The organism is Haloterrigena salifodinae, assembly GCF_003977755.1.
Classification (GTDB): domain Archaea; phylum Halobacteriota; class Halobacteria; order Halobacteriales; family Natrialbaceae; genus Haloterrigena; species Haloterrigena salifodinae.
This window is the reverse complement of sequence record NZ_RQWN01000001.1, coordinates 1,371,560-1,388,289: the sequence shown is the minus strand read 5'-3', so window position 1 is coordinate 1,388,289 and position 16,730 is coordinate 1,371,560. Positions and strand designations below refer to the sequence as shown.

Annotated in this window: 19 protein-coding genes; 11 read left to right on the top strand and 8 right to left on the bottom strand. The window is 66.3% G+C overall.

Annotation, left to right across the window (positions count from 1 at the left end; genetic code table 11):
* Window positions 1-46: 46 nt before the first annotated feature.
* On the bottom strand, window positions 47-1,396 hold the full coding sequence (locus EH209_RS06995) for a DUF92 domain-containing protein (protein ID WP_126662166.1): 1,350 nt from the start codon (window positions 1,394-1,396) through the stop codon (window positions 47-49).
* Between the two features lie 210 nt (window positions 1,397-1,606).
* On the opposite strand from EH209_RS06995, the gene EH209_RS06990 reads away from it, so the two are divergent.
* Window positions 1,607-2,212: an undecaprenyl diphosphate synthase family protein gene (locus tag EH209_RS06990; protein ID WP_126662165.1), complete on the top strand. Its 606-nt coding sequence runs from the start codon at window positions 1,607-1,609 to the stop codon at window positions 2,210-2,212.
* On the opposite strand, the gene EH209_RS06985 is transcribed toward EH209_RS06990, so the two are convergent.
* Together EH209_RS06985 and uppS are read right to left on the bottom strand one after the other, a co-directional pair.
* Window positions 2,209-2,592, bottom strand: a complete 384-nt coding sequence (locus EH209_RS06985) for a DUF7344 domain-containing protein (RefSeq protein ID WP_126662164.1) — start codon at window positions 2,590-2,592, stop codon at window positions 2,209-2,211. The two genes, EH209_RS06990 and EH209_RS06985, sit on opposite strands and share 4 nt — an antisense overlap.
* A gap of 90 nt (window positions 2,593-2,682) precedes the next feature.
* Window positions 2,683-3,639, bottom strand: coding sequence for a polyprenyl diphosphate synthase (uppS, locus tag EH209_RS06980; RefSeq protein WP_126662163.1), 957 nt, complete (start codon window positions 3,637-3,639; stop codon window positions 2,683-2,685).
* A gap of 116 nt (window positions 3,640-3,755) precedes the next feature.
* On the opposite strand from uppS, the gene EH209_RS06975 reads away from it, so the two are divergent.
* From EH209_RS06975 to hemA, 4 genes are all read left to right on the top strand, one after another.
* Window positions 3,756-4,163: a DUF5778 family protein gene (locus EH209_RS06975; RefSeq protein WP_126662162.1), complete on the top strand. Its 408-nt coding sequence runs from the start codon at window positions 3,756-3,758 to the stop codon at window positions 4,161-4,163.
* A gap of 128 nt (window positions 4,164-4,291) precedes the next feature.
* Entirely contained in the window at window positions 4,292-5,374 is a 1,083-nt protein-coding gene (gene ahbB, locus EH209_RS06970; protein WP_126662161.1) for a siroheme decarboxylase subunit beta, read from the top strand.
* A gap of 29 nt (window positions 5,375-5,403) precedes the next feature.
* Window positions 5,404-6,060: a precorrin-2 dehydrogenase/sirohydrochlorin ferrochelatase family protein gene (locus EH209_RS06965; protein ID WP_126662160.1), complete on the top strand. Its 657-nt coding sequence runs from the start codon at window positions 5,404-5,406 to the stop codon at window positions 6,058-6,060.
* The gene (hemA, locus tag EH209_RS06960) at window positions 6,057-7,391 is read left to right on the top strand and encodes a glutamyl-tRNA reductase (protein WP_126662159.1); all 1,335 of its coding nucleotides are present in this window, start codon (window positions 6,057-6,059) and stop codon (window positions 7,389-7,391) included. Before EH209_RS06965 ends, hemA begins: the two co-directional genes overlap by 4 nt.
* Window positions 7,392-7,394: 3 nt before the next feature.
* Here hemA and EH209_RS06955 read toward each other — a convergent pair whose 3' ends face one another.
* Window positions 7,395-7,574, bottom strand: a complete 180-nt coding sequence (locus EH209_RS06955; RefSeq protein WP_008893856.1) for a hypothetical protein — start codon at window positions 7,572-7,574, stop codon at window positions 7,395-7,397.
* Window positions 7,575-7,804: 230 nt separating this feature from the next.
* Between EH209_RS06955 and EH209_RS06950 the strand changes: the two genes are divergently transcribed.
* Window positions 7,805-8,086: a 4a-hydroxytetrahydrobiopterin dehydratase gene (locus tag EH209_RS06950; RefSeq protein ID WP_008893857.1), complete on the top strand. Its 282-nt coding sequence runs from the start codon at window positions 7,805-7,807 to the stop codon at window positions 8,084-8,086.
* Window positions 8,087-8,088: 2 nt separating this feature from the next.
* Window positions 8,089-8,478, top strand: coding sequence for an LWR-salt protein (lwrS, locus tag EH209_RS06945; protein ID WP_126662158.1), 390 nt, complete (start codon window positions 8,089-8,091; stop codon window positions 8,476-8,478).
* Between the two features lie 46 nt (window positions 8,479-8,524).
* Here the strand turns inward: lwrS and EH209_RS06940 are convergent, their stop codons facing one another.
* Entirely contained in the window at window positions 8,525-8,962 is a 438-nt protein-coding gene (locus EH209_RS06940) for a DUF7344 domain-containing protein (protein WP_126662157.1), read from the bottom strand.
* Between the two features lie 185 nt (window positions 8,963-9,147).
* Here EH209_RS06940 and EH209_RS06935 point away from each other — a divergent pair, with 185 nt between their 5' ends.
* Both EH209_RS06935 and EH209_RS06930 read left to right on the top strand, forming a co-directional pair.
* Window positions 9,148-9,777: an HAD family hydrolase gene (locus tag EH209_RS06935; RefSeq protein ID WP_126662156.1), complete on the top strand. Its 630-nt coding sequence runs from the start codon at window positions 9,148-9,150 to the stop codon at window positions 9,775-9,777.
* Between the two features lie 63 nt (window positions 9,778-9,840).
* On the top strand, window positions 9,841-10,038 hold the full coding sequence (locus EH209_RS06930; RefSeq protein WP_126662155.1) for a hypothetical protein: 198 nt from the start codon (window positions 9,841-9,843) through the stop codon (window positions 10,036-10,038).
* A 324-nt stretch (window positions 10,039-10,362) separates the two neighbouring features.
* Here the strand turns inward: EH209_RS06930 and EH209_RS06925 are convergent, their stop codons facing one another.
* The 3 genes from EH209_RS06925 to EH209_RS06915 all read right to left on the bottom strand — a co-directional run bounded on the left by EH209_RS06925 (window position 10,363) and on the right by EH209_RS06915 (window position 13,377).
* Window positions 10,363-10,626, bottom strand: coding sequence for a glutathione S-transferase N-terminal domain-containing protein (locus tag EH209_RS06925; RefSeq protein ID WP_126662154.1), 264 nt, complete (start codon window positions 10,624-10,626; stop codon window positions 10,363-10,365).
* 99 nt (window positions 10,627-10,725) lie between these two features.
* Complete coding sequence (locus EH209_RS06920; RefSeq protein WP_126662153.1) at window positions 10,726-11,379, bottom strand: helix-turn-helix domain-containing protein; 654 nt, start codon at window positions 11,377-11,379, stop codon at window positions 10,726-10,728.
* A gap of 126 nt (window positions 11,380-11,505) precedes the next feature.
* A complete protein-coding gene (locus EH209_RS06915) occupies window positions 11,506-13,377 on the bottom strand; it encodes a molybdopterin biosynthesis protein (protein ID WP_126662152.1) in 1,872 nt (623 codons plus the stop codon).
* A gap of 260 nt (window positions 13,378-13,637) precedes the next feature.
* On the opposite strand from EH209_RS06915, the gene EH209_RS06910 reads away from it, so the two are divergent.
* Complete coding sequence (locus tag EH209_RS06910; RefSeq protein WP_126662540.1) at window positions 13,638-15,101, top strand: MATE family efflux transporter; 1,464 nt, start codon at window positions 13,638-13,640, stop codon at window positions 15,099-15,101.
* A gap of 605 nt (window positions 15,102-15,706) precedes the next feature.
* Entirely contained in the window at window positions 15,707-16,729 is a 1,023-nt protein-coding gene (locus EH209_RS06905) for an eCIS core domain-containing protein (protein WP_126662539.1), read from the top strand.
* The last annotated feature ends 1 nt before the right edge of the window (window position 16,730 follow it).

Genomic DNA, 16,730 nt, shown 5'->3' with positions numbered 1-16,730 from the left:
ACGGAACGCGTCTCGTTTTCGCGACCCTTGTCGATCGGTGTTCTTCTTAGCCGAGCACGGCAAACGACAGGACCAGCAGCGCACAGACCAGCGCGCCCGAGAGCGTCGCGAGGAAGTTGACGCTCTGGTTGCCAAGCACTCGTCCCTCGAGGGTCGCACCCAGCAGGCTGTCGACGGTCATGCCGACGACGCCGGCGGCGATGATGATCGCCGCGCCGACGGTCGCGACCGCGTCAAAGAGACCGTAGGAGATGCCGGCGACGACGGTCGCGCCCACGACGCCGGCGATCTCGCCCTGCCAGGTGACCCCGCCGTCGGTGCCGGGTTCGACGGGCTCGAGGGTGGTGATCAACCGCGGCGTCTCGAAGACGCTGCCGATTTCGCTCGAGAGGGTGTCGCTCATCGCCGTGGCGACGGAACCGGCGAAGGCGAACAGAAATAGGCTCGGTTCTGGATTGCCGGGCAACAGCGTCGCCGAACTGGCCGCGTATCCCAGAACGGCCCCGAGCGCGACGGCGGCGTTACCGAGGACGTTCCCGCTGCCCCGGGCGCCGTTGTTATCCTCGGCGACGCCGCGTTCAGCCTTCTCTTCGTAGCGGTACTTCGAGGAGAGGCCGCCGATAGCGAAAAAGGAGATGAGGACGGCGAACCAGCCGTAGCCGCCAAGGACGATCGTCAACAGCCCCAGCAGGATCCCGGTGAGCATCCCCGCGATCGAGGCCGTCTCGAGGGCGTAGGAGAGGTAGCCGAATGCGACGGTGATCGCGAGCGCGGCGACGATCTCGCCCCCGGAGAGGGCCAGCGCCGGCTCGAGCTCCGCGAGCAGCCAGCCGAGGAGGCCGACGGTGAGCATGACGACGGGATCGTCGTTCGCGAACAGGATGTCCCGGAGCAGCGACGCCAGCAACGCGCCGCTCGCCCCGAGGAAGAGCATCGTCGGCAGCGCCGCCGAAAGCGACTCGAAGGCGGCGCCGTCGGCGATCGAGCGCGCCACCGACTGGCCGACGACGGCGGCGACGGTCGCGACGACGCAGAAGGCCGCCGTGTGGACGACGTCGCGGTCGGTCCACTGGTGGGCGAGTTGCTCGGCGAGGTTGCCGTACCCGACCAGCAGGACGGTCCCGACGAAAACCGCGATCGACATCGACGTCGTGACCGCGATGAGGCCGAGCGTGGTCCCCGCGAGCACGAGCGTGACGATGCCGTAGAGGCGCCCCGCTTCGTAGTCGCTCGGATAGGCCAGCAGTTCGAAGAGCGGCCCGTCGGTCACGGCGAGCGCCCCGAGGGCTGCGACGGCGGCGATCACAGCCCCGACATGCGGGTTGCCGAGCGGAACGGCGAGTGCGAGCGTACAGAGGGCTGCAAACACGCCTGCTCGCCGAACAGGTGCTGTCACGATACCGAGTCCTTTCTGTGGCGTTCACTTGAAGCTTCGTGAACTTCGCTGTGGCCGTTCTACCCCGCCTCACCGGGGTGTTGCGTCGGAACCTCTCCGTTCGGATGACCGACCGGTCGGCTACAGGCGGGTCGATCGCCGGCCGGGACGAGGAATCGCTACCCGCGAAAACCCGAAACCGGTATGGGATCGGACGGGAAACTCACTGCCGTGGGTCTGTACGAACAGTATCTCAGCCTCCGCATCCGTCGCCACGACGGCGAATTCCCCGATCACATCGCGCTCGTCATCACCGAGCGCGACCTCCTCGAGCGGGACGCTTACGGGACGCTGACGGACTTCTTCGCGTGGGCCTTCGAGTACGCCACCCAGGTGACCGTCTACGTCAGCGTCCTCGACGCCGCGGCGGTACCGGCCCTGCGACGCGAACTCGAGACCCTCGAGGCGCCCCGCGAAGTGGCCGTCCGCGGTCCCGATGATCGGACGCCGGCGGAAGCGCCCATTCGCATCGGAATCGGTCTCGGCGGGAAACACGAGTTCACCAGCGCGGTCCGGACGCTCGCGGAACACGTCGAGGACGGACAACTGGCGCCCGAGGAGATCGACGACGAGCGGGTCGAGAATCACCTCGTGTTCCCCTCCGAGCCCGACCTCGTGATCAAGACCGGCGCCGAGCGGCTCTCGGATTTCATGATCTGGCAGTCGGTCTACTCGGAGCTGTACTTCACGGACGTCAACTGGCGGGACTTCCGCAAGCGGGACTTCCTGCGGGCCGTCCGGGAATATTGTAACCGCTCACGTCGGTTCGGCCGCTAACGGCGCCGGTCACGGACGTCGCTCGACTCGCGGTCGTCGCCGTCCGGCAGCGTTCCCAGCGGTTCCTCGAGGGCGACGAGGGGGCCCGACAGATGGACGGTTCCGGATCGGAGATCGTACTCGAGCAGCCCGTAGTCCTCGAGTTTCGGCAGCGTCGCGTGAACGAGCGTGATGCGGACCGCCATCCGGGTTCGCTCGTCGTCGACCGCGGCGACGTCGGCCGCCAGTCGATCGAGCGAGACCGGCGGGTCACACCGCGACAGCACTCGAAGCGCGATCCGCGTCCGCGAACTCCCGAGCAGGGTTGCAGCCGCCTCTATCGAGCAATTCGTCACTTGTGCGAGCCGCTCGATGTCGACGACGCTGCCAGCTACTACCATGGTTATTATTTTTCCACACATATCGGTAAAATTTTTGGGGTCGCGGCGGCTCCCTATTGCGACTGCGAGTGCGTCGGCGGTCGCAGCCGATCAGTCGGCGGCCCGACTGTTCGAGTCGATGCCGTCGCCCTGCTCGTTTTGGCTCGTTTCTAACTCCTCCGGATCGGGCTGTTCGGCGGTCGGTAGCGAGTCGCGGAACCGCTCGACGACCGACTTCGCCTCCGCGAGTTCGGCGTCGCTGACGGCGCCCAGTAGGGCCAGCGCCCGCCGAGCGCGGTTCCGTCGCCAGGACTCGGCGCGGTGCTCGTAGGTTCGGATCCCCCGCAGGAAGTCCGTCTTGGAGAACTCCGGCCAATAGGGCGTACAGAAGAAGACGGCCGCCTCGTTGCCGTTGGCGTGCCACGGCAGGAAGTTCGAGGTCCGCTCCTCGCCGGCGGGTCGGATGATGAGGTCGACATCCCGGATCGGGCGGTCGTAAAGTCGACGTTCGATGTCCTCGACGTCGATTTCCGCTGGGTCGAGGTTGCCCCGCTCGACGTCCTCGGCGACCCCGCGGGCGGCCTCGAGCAGCCGCGACCGACCGCCGTACGCGAGCGCGATGTTGAGCACGAATCGGTCGTACTCCTGCGTACGGCGTTCGGCGTATTCGATGGCGTGTTGTACCCGGTCGGGGAGCATCTCCGTCTCGCCGATCGCCCGGATACAGACCCCGTTCTCGTGTACGCGGTCGGCGTCCGCGAACTCGTGGAGTTTCTCGCAGAGCAGATCGAACAGCGCCTCGTTTTGCTCGTCGGGACGGTTGAAGTTCTCCGTCGAGAACGTGTACAGCGTCAGCTCCTCGACGCCGATCTCCTGGCACCACTCGAGGACCCGTTCGGTCGTCTGTGCACCTTCGCGGTGGCCCTCGGGAGCGTCGTCGCCGTTGCTGCGGGCGTACCGTCGGTTCCCGTCTTGAATCACTGCGACGTGGGTCGGTGCGCCGGAAATCTCCCGCGAGAGCAACCCCTCGTAGGCAGCGTCGACGCGTTCACGGAGCCACCGCTTCATTACCGGAGTAAAGGTCTTCTATCCCTATGTGTCTTGCGTGCCATCTAGCAGCATGAGAACGCAAGCCCTCGAGAAAATCGTGACCGCTATCCGTTCGGCCCCGCTCAGTTCGAACAATGGCAGACGCGATCGACGACGACCTCTACCAGCGGACCAAGGCACTGCTCGAGCCCGGCGAGATCGATCTCAACGGGGCGATCGTCCGCACCGACTACGACGGTCAGGAAGACGTCAAGATGATGCAGGCGACCCTCGACGTCGGCGATATCATCGCCGAGCGCTCGGAGTACGATCCCGAGGACTGCTACGTCTACTCGGGGAACGACGACCCCGATTTCTCCTCGAACCAACACCAGGGGCTGACCTTGGACGACGAGGAGTTCGTCTGGGAGTGCCAGCAGCTGCTTCGGGAGGGGAGCTTCGACATCGTCATCTACTACCGGGCGACGGCGGACCACGAGGCGATTCTCGAGGATATCCGCGAGCTCGGCCACGAGGTTACCGGCGTTCGAGGCGACGAGTAGCGGGACCGAGCCGACGCGGCGATTTTCGAACAGCTGTTGCCTCCGTACGGGACCCTCGAGCGGGTCCGAGTCGTCTCGAGGAGCACGTCTCCGAGGTCCTTATAGTTCGGTAGTCCGGAGTGCCGCGTATGACCACTGACGTCGACCTCACGGTGCGCAAGCGGGCGGTCGTCAACGCCTATCAGGGCGGATTCCCCGTCGCCGAACGGCCCTTCGAACCGGCCGCAGCCGCCATACGCGACCGCGGGGTCGACATCACGGCGGACGAGTTGCTCGAGACGATCAGCGAGTTGGACGAGCGCGGCGTCCTCTCCCGGTTCGGCCCGCTCGTCAACGCCCAGGAGATCGGCGGGGCAGCGACGCTGGTCGCCATGCACGCCCCTGAGGATCGGTTCGACGAGATCGTCGAGCAGGTCAACGCCCACCGCGAGGTGGCCCACAACTACGAGCGCGAACACCCCCATCTGAACGTCTGGTTCGTCGTCTCGGTGGCTGATGAGGATCGCGTCGACGAAGTCCTCGGGGAGATCGAAGACGAAACCGGGCAGGAGACGTACAACCTGCCCAAACAGCAGGAGTTCCGCGTCGAGGCGAAGTTCTACGTCGACGGCCCGTTAGACGGCGACGGCGATCCCGAACGGGCCGGCGTCGACTGTACCGACCTCGGCCCCGACGTGGCGCCGGTCGACAGCGAGACGCTCTCGCCGGCCGAGCGCGACCTGATCCTCGAGATTCAGGACGGACTCCCCCTCACGGAGACGCCGTACGCCGACGTCGCCGACGCCATCGGTCAGGAGCTCGAGTGGGTCCTTGAGACGATCAAACGGTTCGAACGAGAGGGGAAGATCCGGCGGATCGGCGTCGTGCCGAACCACTACGCGCTGGGCTACGCGGAGAACGGGATGACGGTCTGGAGCGTTCCCGACGACCGAGTCGAGGAGGTCGGTCCCGAGATCGCCGCCCTGCCCTTCGTCACTCACTGTTACGAGCGTCCGCGCCACGAGGGCGTCTGGCCGTACAACTTCTTCGCGATGACCCACGGCCGTAGCGAGGCCGAGAGCCAGCAGCGTATCGAACAGGTTCGGGAACGGATGGACGACTACTGGGACGTAACTGCCGACGACTGGGATACCTTGCACTCCACACAAATATTGAAGAAAACCGGCATTCGTTTGGACGAGCGTGCCGATGCGAACACCGAGGCCGAGTAACGGATGACGAACGAGCGTTCGATACCAGAATGATCCCACTTCTTCACGATTTCACGGGCGCCACGGTGCTCGTCTTCGGCGGTGGTCGGGTCGGCGCCCGGAAGGCCCGACGGTTCGCCCGCGAGGCCAACGTGGTCGTCGTCAGCCCCGACTTCGCCGACCGAGAGTTCGGCGGCGCCGAACTGGTTCGCGCCGCGCCCGATCCGGCCGCCGTCGACGACTGGATCGAGCGAATCGATCCCGCGCTGGTCGTCGCCGCGACCGACGATGAGGCGCTCAACGAGGCCGTCGCGGAGGCGGCTCGAGCGCGCGGCGCGCTGGTCAACCGTGCCGATCGATCTGGCGAGCGGGACGTCGGCAGCGTCGTCGTTCCCGCGACCGTGCGCGAGGATCCCGTCGTCGTCTCGATCGCGACCGGCGGCACCGCCCCCGCGTTGAGCAAGTACCTCCGACAGGACCTCGAGGAGACGCTCGCCGGCGCAGGGGAGATGGCGCGGGTCTGTGCCGAGTTGCGGACGGAACTGAAATCGCGGGACGTCCCGCCCGAACGACGGCGAGCGATCGTCACCGACATCGTCAATTCTCCGGACCTTTGGACAGCTTTACGTACCGGTGCTTCCAACTACCGTCAAGTGATTGAGGACGTGTTGGGCGAAGAGCTATATACTAGGGGTGATCGACCGTGATCTCGGCCGGAGTCGTCACGGCTGCGCGAGTAACACACGAGAGCGGCAGCGTCGACGACCTCGCGGCCGCGAGTCCGGAGAGCCAACGCGAGGCCGTCGCCGACCTGCTTTCGGTGCCGGAGATCGAGGAAGCGTACGTGCTCTCGACGTGCAACCGGGTCGAGGCCTACGTCGTCGGCACCGACGCCGCCGTCGGGCGGGCCGCACTCGAGGAGTTCTTCGCGGCGGTCGACGACGACGCGGTCGTCGTCAGCGACCACGACGAGAGCTTACACCACCTGCTGTCGGTCGCGGCCGGCCTCGAGTCGGTCGTCCTCGGCGAGGATCAGATCCTCGGGCAGGTCCGGAGAGCCTACGAGGACGCCCGCACGACTGGCGGCATCGGCGAGATGCTCGAGACCGCCGTGACGAAGGCGATCCACGTCGGCGAACGGGCGCGCACCGAGACCGAGATCAACGAGGGCGTCGTCTCGCTGGGGTCGGCGGCGACGAAACTCGCCGACCGGGAGCTCTCCCTCAGCGGGACGACCGCGCTCGTCGTCGGCGCCGGCGAGATGGGCCGTCTCGCGGCCCGCAGCCTCGCCGACGCCGGCGTCGAGGACATCGTCGTCGCGAACCGGACGGTCGATCACGCCGAACACCTCGCGACCGAACTCGACGCCGACGCCGAGGCGGTCCCGCTGGAGGCGCTTTCCACCGTCGCCAGCGGCGCCGACGTCGTCGTCACCGCGACCGGCAGCGAGGAGCCGATCCTCGAACCGGACCACCTCGCGACCGACGGTGGCGCCGACGCCGACGCCGAGACGAACCGCGTCGTCGTCGACCTCGGACAGCCCCGCGACGTCGAGCCGGCCGCCGGCGACCTCTCGACCGTCGCTGTCTACGATCTGGACGACCTCGAGTCGATCACCCAGGAGACCCGCGAACAGCGCGCGGACGCGGCAAGCGAGGTCGAATCGATGGTCGATCGCGAGTTCGACCTGCTCTGTGACCAGTACAAGCGCGCCCGCGCCGACGAGGTGATCGCCGCGATGTACGAATCCGCCGAGCGCATGAAGGAACGCGAACTCGAGACGGCGCTGTCGCGACTCGAGGGCGATGAGTTTTCCGCGGAACAGCGGGAGGTCGTCGAGGCGATGGCCGACGCGCTGGTCAACCAGTTGCTCGCGCCGCCGACCAAGAGCCTCCGCGAGGCGGCGGCCGAAGACGACTGGAGTACGATCAACACCGCCCTTCAGCTGTTCGATCCCGATTTCGCCGGCGACGACGGCCCCGTCGCCCCACCGGTCACCGGCACCGCCTCGCCGCTCGAGGCGACCGACGACGACTAACGGTTAGTGCCAGAGCTTCGTCGCGTCGACGATATCGAGTGCATCGTCGGCTTCGACTTCCCAGATCCTGAGGACGAGGTGTGCCTTGCAGTAGTACTCGGTCGTCTCGATCCCGGTGTGTTCGTTTTTGAGAACGAGTTGGCACGTCTCGTCGTTCGCGCAGTCGCCTGACCGGTCACACATTACACTGCCAGCACGTACTCCGCTCGTGGATAAGTCCTTGTCGGCGCCACGGCCGTCCGGACCTCGCTTCCGGCTATCGATTCGGTCGCGATGCGCGTTATCGTCTGTCGCGAGTGTTGTCGTCACGGTCGTCGAATCCCGATTCGATCCGCTCGCGGGTGTCTCGAGACCCGTCGCGGCCAATACGCCGTGGCACAATCATTATCTGATTGGCTTCCGTTCGAGCGACTATGGCCGACCTACTGTCCGACGACGAGATCGACGCACAACTGCCCGACGAGTGGACCCAGGAGGGCGACGAGATCGTTCGCGCCTACGAGTTCGACGACTACCTCCGTGGGGTCAACTTCGCCCAGATGGTCGGCGAGATCGCCGAAGCGCAGTTCCATCACCCCGAGATCATCATCCGCTACGAGGAAGTCGAGATCCGACTGACCTCCCACGAGGAGGGCGGCGTCACGGAGCAGGACATCGAGATGGCCGAGCTGATCGAGTCCGAGCGCGACGCCTGAGGATGGACGCCCGGTACGTCTTCCGCGCCGAGCTTCGCCTCGAGGCCGACGAGTCCGGGGTCCGGCTCGAGCCGTCGACGACCGAGACGACCGTCACGGTCTTTCGCGAGGCCCCGGAGCCGGGCGAGGAGGGCTGGCTCTTCTTCCGGGATACGCTGTGGCGCGGCGAGGTGGGCGATGCCGACTACGGCCGCCAACTCGCCGAGGAGTGGCTCGGCGAGCCAGTCGAGTCCGTCTCGTTTCGCGAGCTACAGGTCGACGAGGAGTACTTCGCGGCGCTGAAGGACGCAATCGCCGACGACCTCGACCTCTTTAACGCCGACACCGTGTCGAAGGCGCTCTCGAAGTATCTCGGCTCGAGCATCCGAGTGACGGATACCGAGGTCGAGTAGCGCCGAACCGCATCGGGTTCGGTCGCGGGCACCGCGACGGCTCGTTTCAGTCCTGATCGGTCGGCGCCCCGCCCGCGCCCTCTCCTGTCACCGGGCCTACACCGTCGGGCGTCGCACACGCATCGAGTACCGCTTCGAGCGGTTCCGGGAGGCCCTCGAGACGCAGCGTTTCGGTTCGCCGATCGTACGAGACGATGCCCGCGGCCGCCAGCGCCGGGACATCGGCGTGGACGAGCATCGTTTCGATCGTTTTCCGGTGTGTCTCGTCGACAGCGTCGGGAGTCGTCCCGTCCAGTTCCGCGGCGATCCGTCTCGCGAGGACGGACAGTTCCTCAGTACTTCGTTCACGCATCACGTACAGTGCGTAGCGCCGCCGCCGTTCGCACAGCAACCGCAGGAATTTGTCGAGATCGGATCCGCCGCCGTCGACCGCGTCCGTCGGAGTCACTGTCCCGTTTTGACTACTATCGCCGTTGTTCGTCATAGTATAATTGACTGGTACCACCTGGTTATATATTGTGGATAGTGCCGATCTCGACGGCCGTGCGATTTACCGCTACTGAGTGTGATATTTGTGCCCGGATCCCGTCGCCGATTGCGACGGGCCGCGGTGTTCGGGTGCGAACAGGCGATACATCTTTACTCGAGACGCTCGTACCACAGTGTCCGATGGACGGCGAGTACGACTTTTGGCTGCTCGATCTCGACGGCACGCTCGTCGATGTCGAGTGGTCCTACACCCGGGACGTGTTCGACCGGGTCGGCGAGCGACTCGAGTACGAGTTCACCGACCAGGAAGCCGACATCCTCTGGAGCGGACTGACCGGTTCCCGGGATCGACAGCTCCGGCAGTGGGGCCTCGATCCCGACGAGTTCTGGACCGCCTTCCACGACGAGGAGGATCCGCTGGTGCGGGCCGAGCAGACGTATCTCCACGACGACGCCGCGTTCGTCACCGACCTCGAGGAACCCGTGGGGCTGGTGACCCACTGTCAGGAGTTCCTCTGCGAGCCGGTGCTCGACCATCTCGGTATCCGCGACTGGTTCGACGCCCGCCTCTGTTGTACCCCCGAAACGGGGTGGAAACCCGACCCGAACCCGGTCTACCGCGTGATGGACGACCTCGGCGTCGGTGAGAACGGTCATACGGGTGTCCTCGCGGGCGACGGCGCCAGCGACGTCGGCGCGGCCTGGAACGCGGGCCTCGACGCGATCCACGTCGAACGCGTCGGTCACGAGCGCCGGGGCCGGTGCGTCCGCGGCGATTACCGCGTCGAGTCGTTCGACGAACTGTTCTGATCCCCCGGGGATCGGACACCGAAAAGGCTTCAGGACCGTGGTCGCAGCTAGCGATAGCAACGGATGAAGTACTGTCTGCACTGCGACTGGCACACGAGCGCGACCGACGAACCGTCCGCCCGAACTCGATCACGTGCGGCGATCGATCACCATGTCGAGACCGGCCACACCATCGACTCGAGCGACGGCGTCGTCCCCCCGCGGCTGCCTGACGTCCCCACCGAAATCTTCGTCGACGATCTGGTTCCCTCGAGCGACTGATTTCCGACTCGAACCCGAGCACGGACCACGTTGGAGCGACCGTTCCGATTCGGTGGTTGTCAGTTCAGCCACCTCGGCGTCGCGTACCGGAGGTGTTTTATGACGATAGGAGAAAGGGTGGGTAGACGGCACGGTCAGCAGTCACCTTTCAGCCCGTGTGGTTTCCACGCGGGTTCACCTGCCTTGACCTACCCCGTCACTTCAACACTCGAGAGCGGCTGCTATCGCAGTTTCTGAAACCTGTCGACTACCGACCGTCAGCTACGCGTACGTCGTAGTTCGCCGCCAGTGTGCTCGAGGAATCGACAGCGACGCACTCGACCGTCATTCGTAGTGTGTCTCGAGGTAGTCGATGATCTCCTCGCTTTCGGAAAGCGTCTCGCCGCGGTCGGTGTCGACGAGGAACGGGATCGCGTCCTCGCCGCCGATGTCGACCATCGCCTGCTGGGTCAGTTCGTTGAGGACGTCGCCGCCCTCGTTGCCGGGTCGACGCGGGTTGTGTATCACGTACGAGACGCCGAGATCGGTGAGCGTCTCCCGAACCTCGGCGCTGTGCGGACAGCCCTCCGCCTGGTAGAGTTCGAGCATGTACGGTATCGTCGTCGTTCGAGGGCGTAACCCTTGGCCACGCATTCGTCGCCGGGCGCGACCGCGAGCGGCGAGCGGGGCGATCGACGACCGCTCACGTCACTCGAGGTCCGATCGATTACTCGCCGGCTGGAGTTCGTCGTCGACCAGCGTCTCGTAGGCCCGCCGGAACCGTTCGGACAGCGCCTGGTGGGAAATTCCCAGTTCGTCGGCCAGTTCCTCCATCGAGATGCCGCGGGGGATCTCGAAGTAGCCGTGCTCGAGGGCGGCCTCGAGGGCCTCCTGCTGTTGGGGGGTGAGCTGCGTCTCGTCGTCCGTGACGCCGGTGACATCGCTGACCCGGCGCAGGTCGGCGGAGATGCCGGCTTCCTCGAGGCGGTCGTAGGCGTCGACGAGGGCGTCGCGGTCGCGAAACCGGACCCGTACCTGCCACCAGCCGTCGGTCCCCCACATCTCCAGCAGGGAGCCGCCCTCGGCGAGCAGTTCGTCGCTGAGCCGCACCGTCTCGTCCACGAAGGTCACGTCGTACAGCAGCTGTGACTCGGTCTCGACGAGGAGTTCGTGGCCCGCGACCGACGGGTCCGCCTCGAAGGCGGCCTCGGCCCGCTCGCGGTCGACGTCGGAGAGCCAGAGGGACGGTCGCGTCTTCGACACCGAGGACTCGAGTTCGAACGTGGCGTCGGGAACGTGCTCGAGGGCGACCCCCAGTGTCGTCTCCGCAGCCGGAAGGCGGAACTCGGCGATCGTGGACATTACCACCCGTACACGCTACTGGAACAAAAAGCGCTGTTCAGACGGAGATGACTGTTGTTCTCGTTGATATCGCCGGGGGATAATCACGGTCACGGCTCGTCTTCGGTCAGCGAATCCGGGACTCCGTTAGTCGTCGGCTTCGGTCCCGAACTCGGCCTCGAGGGCGGCGGCGAGTTCCCGCACGCTCTCCTTGCTCGTCCGATCGGGGTTCGCGAGGGCGCGGACCGGCTGCTCGTCGATGGGGACGAAGCCGAGGTCGAGTCGGTCGGCGGTCTCGTGCAGTCCGAGGGCGACGTCGGCCTCGCCCGCGATAACCTTGCGAGCGGGGCTCTCGTGGGCCCGCAAACCCAGATCGAAGCCGTCGATCGACTCGCGGAGGTCGCGGGCGCTCGCGTCGCGGTCGGCCGCGAGGTCCGATAGGGCCGCCTCGAGGCTCGAGCGCAGTCCGGAGTCGCTCGTCCGGTTGACGAATCGCAGGTCGCGCTCGATCAGATCGGCCAGTCCCTCCACCTCGCGGGGGTTGCCGGCCCGGGTTATCAGTCCCCACTCGCGGTTCCAGCGACCGATTTCCTCGGCGTCGAGGTCCTGATCGAGCGGCCCCGCCGCGACCGCGACGTCCGGCACGCCCTCGCGGAGCCGTCGCAGCCCGGGACGGGTGCCGACCGAGAGGTAGCGGGGGTTCTCGAGGCCGTCGAGCAACCGATTCAGCGTTGGATCGTCCTCGCCGACGCCCAGCAGCGTGGGCGGCCGGACGTCCGGCGAGAAGAGGCGGACGGTGACGGACTCACCCGCTTCGAGGTAGTCGGTCTCGGGACCGACCTCGACGACGCCGTCGGCCTCGGCGAGGCTGGTCGTCGCGCCACTGCCCTTGTCGACGGGGTAGACGAGTGTCTCGCCGTTCGAATCCTCGATCAGACCGACCGGCATCAGCCGCATCCGGCCCTCCTCGTAGCGCTCCTCTCGGGCCATCGTCCCGGCGACGGTCGCGGCCCGCGGCTCCGGCAGGCCCGCCGCCTCGCGAATCGCCGGTGCGACGAAGGTGCGAAAGACCATCATCGCGGAGACGGGGTAGCCGGGGAGGCCGACGTACGCGGAGCTCTGGAGGCGGCCGACGAGCATCGGCTTCCCGGGTTTGACGCTGACGCCGTGGAGGAGCAGTTCGCCCTGCTCCTCGATCACCCGGTAGATGACGTCGACCGCGCTCGCGCTGGTCGACCCTGAGGAGAGCACGAGGTCGCACTCCTCGGCGGCCTCCCGCAGAATGCGTTCCATCTCGTCCTGTTCGTCGCCCGCGTGAGGGTAGAGCACGGCCTCGCCGCCGGCGTCCTCGACGCCCGCCGCGATCGTGTAGCTGTTGACGTCGTAGATCTCGCCGCGCGAACTCTCTACGTCCTCGCCGGGCCGGACGAGCTCGTCGCCCGTCGAGACGATGCCGACCGTCGGGGGTGCGCGGACGGGAATCTCGTCGATCCCGAGCGCCGAAAGCAGGCCGATGTCGCGAGGAGTGACCTGCGTCCCCGGGCCGAGCGCCCGTTCGCCCGCCGCGACGTCGACGCCGGCGAACATCACGTTGTCGCCGGGCGCGACCGACGTTCGGACCAGTACGTCGTCGCCTTCCCCGTCGATATCGGTCCGCTCGACGGGGACCATCGCGTCCGTGCCGTCGGGCATCACCGCGCCCGTCGAGATCTCGACCACCTGGCCCTCCTCGAGCGCGACATCCGGTTCCTCGCCGGCGTGGACCTCGCCGACCACCTCGAGTCGCGCCGGGTCGGCCTCGTCGGCGCCGAACGTGTCCCGGGCCCGGAGCGCGTAGCCGTCCAGACTCGCCCGGTCGAACCCCGGTACGTCGAGTTCGGCGTCGAGTCGCGCCGCCAGCACCCGGCCGCGAGCGTCCTCGAGCGAGACGCGCTCGAGTCCGCCCTCGAGCGACAGCGAGTCGATTGCCGCCCGCGCCTCCTCGGGGGTCGCGAGATCGCGAAACTCCTTGCGTTCCATACCCGCAGTTGGCGACCCGGAGGTAAAAACGTCGGTCGAACGCGCCGGTCGACTCGAGCGGTCCGCGCCGGAGCGATCGGGAACCGCCGCCCCGTCGCACCGTTTTCGGCTTTGAATGTCAAAACCGAGGGGGTATGGATAATGAACAATGATGGTGTACTACTTGCTGAATGTGAGATATTCTCCCTAGATATCTCAACATATGAAGTCATTTAGTGCTCGGTCACGAACGAATCGTTGTGAGTTCTCGCTTGCGTACCGTGCCGAATCCCCTCCGCTGGCTGCTGCTCTCCGTCGGGTATCTGCTCGCGCGGCTGGGCGTGATCGCTCCCCAGCGCGTCGAGCGGACGACCGACCTCGCGTGGCCGCGGATCGTCACGGGGCTCGCCCGGATGTCGAAGTCCGCGGCGGACGTCGCGATGGTCGGGATCGCCCTCGGGCCGGCGGCGATCGCGGGCGTCGGCCTCGCGACCCCCTACTGGGGGCTGGCCTTCGGGATCAGCGGCGGGATCGCCGGCGCCACGATCAGTTTGGTCTCCCAGCGTTACACCGGTGGGAGCGTCCGCGAACTCTCGCTCGCGGTGACGACCTGCGCGCTCGTCACCGCCGCGATCATGCTGCCGCTGGCCGCGCTGTACGGGGCGGTCCCCGAATGGCTGGTCGGCCTCGTCGGCGACGACGCGGCCTCGATCGCGTACGGTTCGGACTACCTCCGCGTTCTCGCTCTCGGCGTCCCGTTCGCCGGGCTGAACCTCATCGGGAGCCGGACCCTCGTCGGCGCCGACGACGCATGGACGCCGATGATGCTCCGGGCCGGCGGCGCCGTCGTCAACGTCGCGATCAACGTCGTGTTGATCTTCGTCCTGGAGATGGGCGTCGTCGGCGCGGCGATCGGGACGGTCGTCGCGAACGTCCTCGTATTGACCGCCTTCGTCGTCGGCTTCACGACCGGTCGTCTCCCGGTTATCGGCGCGTTCCCCGTCACCCTCGACCTCGGCTGGCCGCCGGTGACGGTCGCCGACCTCCGCGACGTGCTCTCGATCGGGACGCCGCTGGTCTTTACGAACGGCGCCCGCCGGGCCGCCCAGTTCCCGATGCTCGCCATCGTCGCGCTGTTCGGCCCGAACGTCCTCGCGGCCTACGTCGTCGCCCGCCGCGTCCGCGACCTGATGGACACTCCCGGCTGGGGCTTCTCGCTGGCCTCGAGCAGCCTCGTCGGACAGGAACTGGGCACCGGCGACGAGCGCTCCGCTGACACCTACGGCCGCGAGGTGCTCTGGTTCGGCGTCGGGGTCTACCTGATCAGCGCGACGATCGTCTTCGTCTTCGCCGAGCAGGTCGGCCGCGTCTTCGTGGACGATCCGTCGATCCTTCCGCTGGTGACGACGTTCATCGCCGTCGCCTGCGTCAGCGTTATCTTCCGGGGAGTCAGTGGCGGCGCGACCGGGCCGCTGCGAGCCAGCGGCGACACCAACTGGCCGTTCTACGGGCAGGCGCTGGGGCTGTACGTCTTCGCGATCCCCGTCGCCTACCTCGGCGCCGCTGCCGTTCCGATACCGGGTCTCGAGGCCGCGACGCCGCTGGGTATCGGCGCGCTCTACGCCGCCCTGGTCCTCGAGACGCTCGTTCCGGCCGTCGTCACCTACTACCGGTTCGAGACCGGCTCCTGGAAGGTCATCAGCCGGAGCTTCCGTCCCGAGTCGGGCTCTTCACCCGGCGACTGAGGTCCGGGGCAACGGTGCTGGTTCAGTACGCATGAACGTGGGGTGGCACGACACCGCGCTGGTCTACGCCAAAACTCGACCGCCTCAGCGGTCGCGGCGACTGAATCGATGTCCGTTCGTTCGCTGTCCGGCCGACTGTGACGACCGACCACGACCCTCGAGAGCCGACGCTGAGCGATACCGGAACACCGGGTAAATCGTGGTATGAATTACGAGAGCAGTCTGCTGGTACGCTTCGTCCACAGTTCGCTCCGAAAACGGCCGGCGAGTTCGCCCTGCCCTTTCCCCAGAGACACTATCACAAAGAAATATATATTTAGAATTGAAAATTCAATACATCGATGGAATTCCGCTCCATGAGCGAGGTGACCGACGACACCGCTCGGTCGTCCGGCGGGGCCCGGGACCGCAGACGATTATCGAGTTCATCTCGGTCCGCTACTCCGTCACGCGCCCGGTCTGCCGGGAAACGATTCGGGATCGACTTCTACAAAGATGGATTAGAGACGAACCTCCAGCGTCTTGCCTACGACCACGGGCCACAGCAGGTCCGCGAGTGGGCCGACGAGGGGATGCCCGTCGATATTATGGGCAAACCCTGGGACATGGAAGACTTCCGCGAACGCCAACAAGACCGGCCCGCTGCGGTCCCCACTGATATCGAGCGCCGGAACAACAAGTCCGTCCAGCGCTCGCGGGGCGCGCACAACGAACCCGCAACAGCCGGCGACACGCAGGTGCCTGACAGCGTTCGGGACGTCATCTCCTCGCCCGGCCAGCAGTTGGATACGTCGATCCAGCGCGCGGTCGAGGAGCGCATGGGCGACAACCTCGGTGACGTCCGCATCCACACCGGCCCGAAGGCCGCCACCGCCTGCGAGGACATCAACGCTCGCGCCTTTACCGTCGGGAACCACATCGCGTTCAACCACGGCGAGTACGATCCAAGTTCGCCGGAAGGCCAGCACGTGCTGGTCCACGAGTTAGCACACGTTCGCCAACAGACCGGCAGTGCCGTCTCGATGCTTCCTCAAGATGGGGACCTCGAGATCGACCCCGATCCTCGCCTAGAACGTGAGGCCGAGGAGACGGCCGACCGCGTCATGCGTGGGGGCGAACTCGGCCTCTTTCGGATGCGTAAAACGGAGTTTCACGTCCAGCGGTTGCCAGGAGGAGAATTGGTGAACAAGGCCAAGGGTCTCCTTGAGACTGGGACGGAGAAAATCGACGAATCGACGACCAAGCGGTACCGACTGACGAAAGACCAATTGGTGGACATGGTACAGTCGGTCGAGACACCGACGGGACTCACCGAGTACATCGAGCACCACGATATCGACGTGGCCAGTCGTGTCCAGGACGCGGCCAGCAGCACAGTCAAAGGCGCGACAAAAGGCTGGACGGTAGGCTCGATGCTCGGATCCGTCGCTGGCCCAGTCGGGGCTGTTGCCGGCGGACTCTCTGGTGTGCCACTCGGAGCGTTCCTCACCACCAAGTTCGGTGAACAGACTGCCGGTAAAATACAGAAAATCGTACGTGAAGTCCTCGATCTGAAAACCGACCAGGAGTTCGATTCCGAGGACAGGTCTGGATCGGATGCCATGGTTGGTCAAAGCAGGAGAACATAAA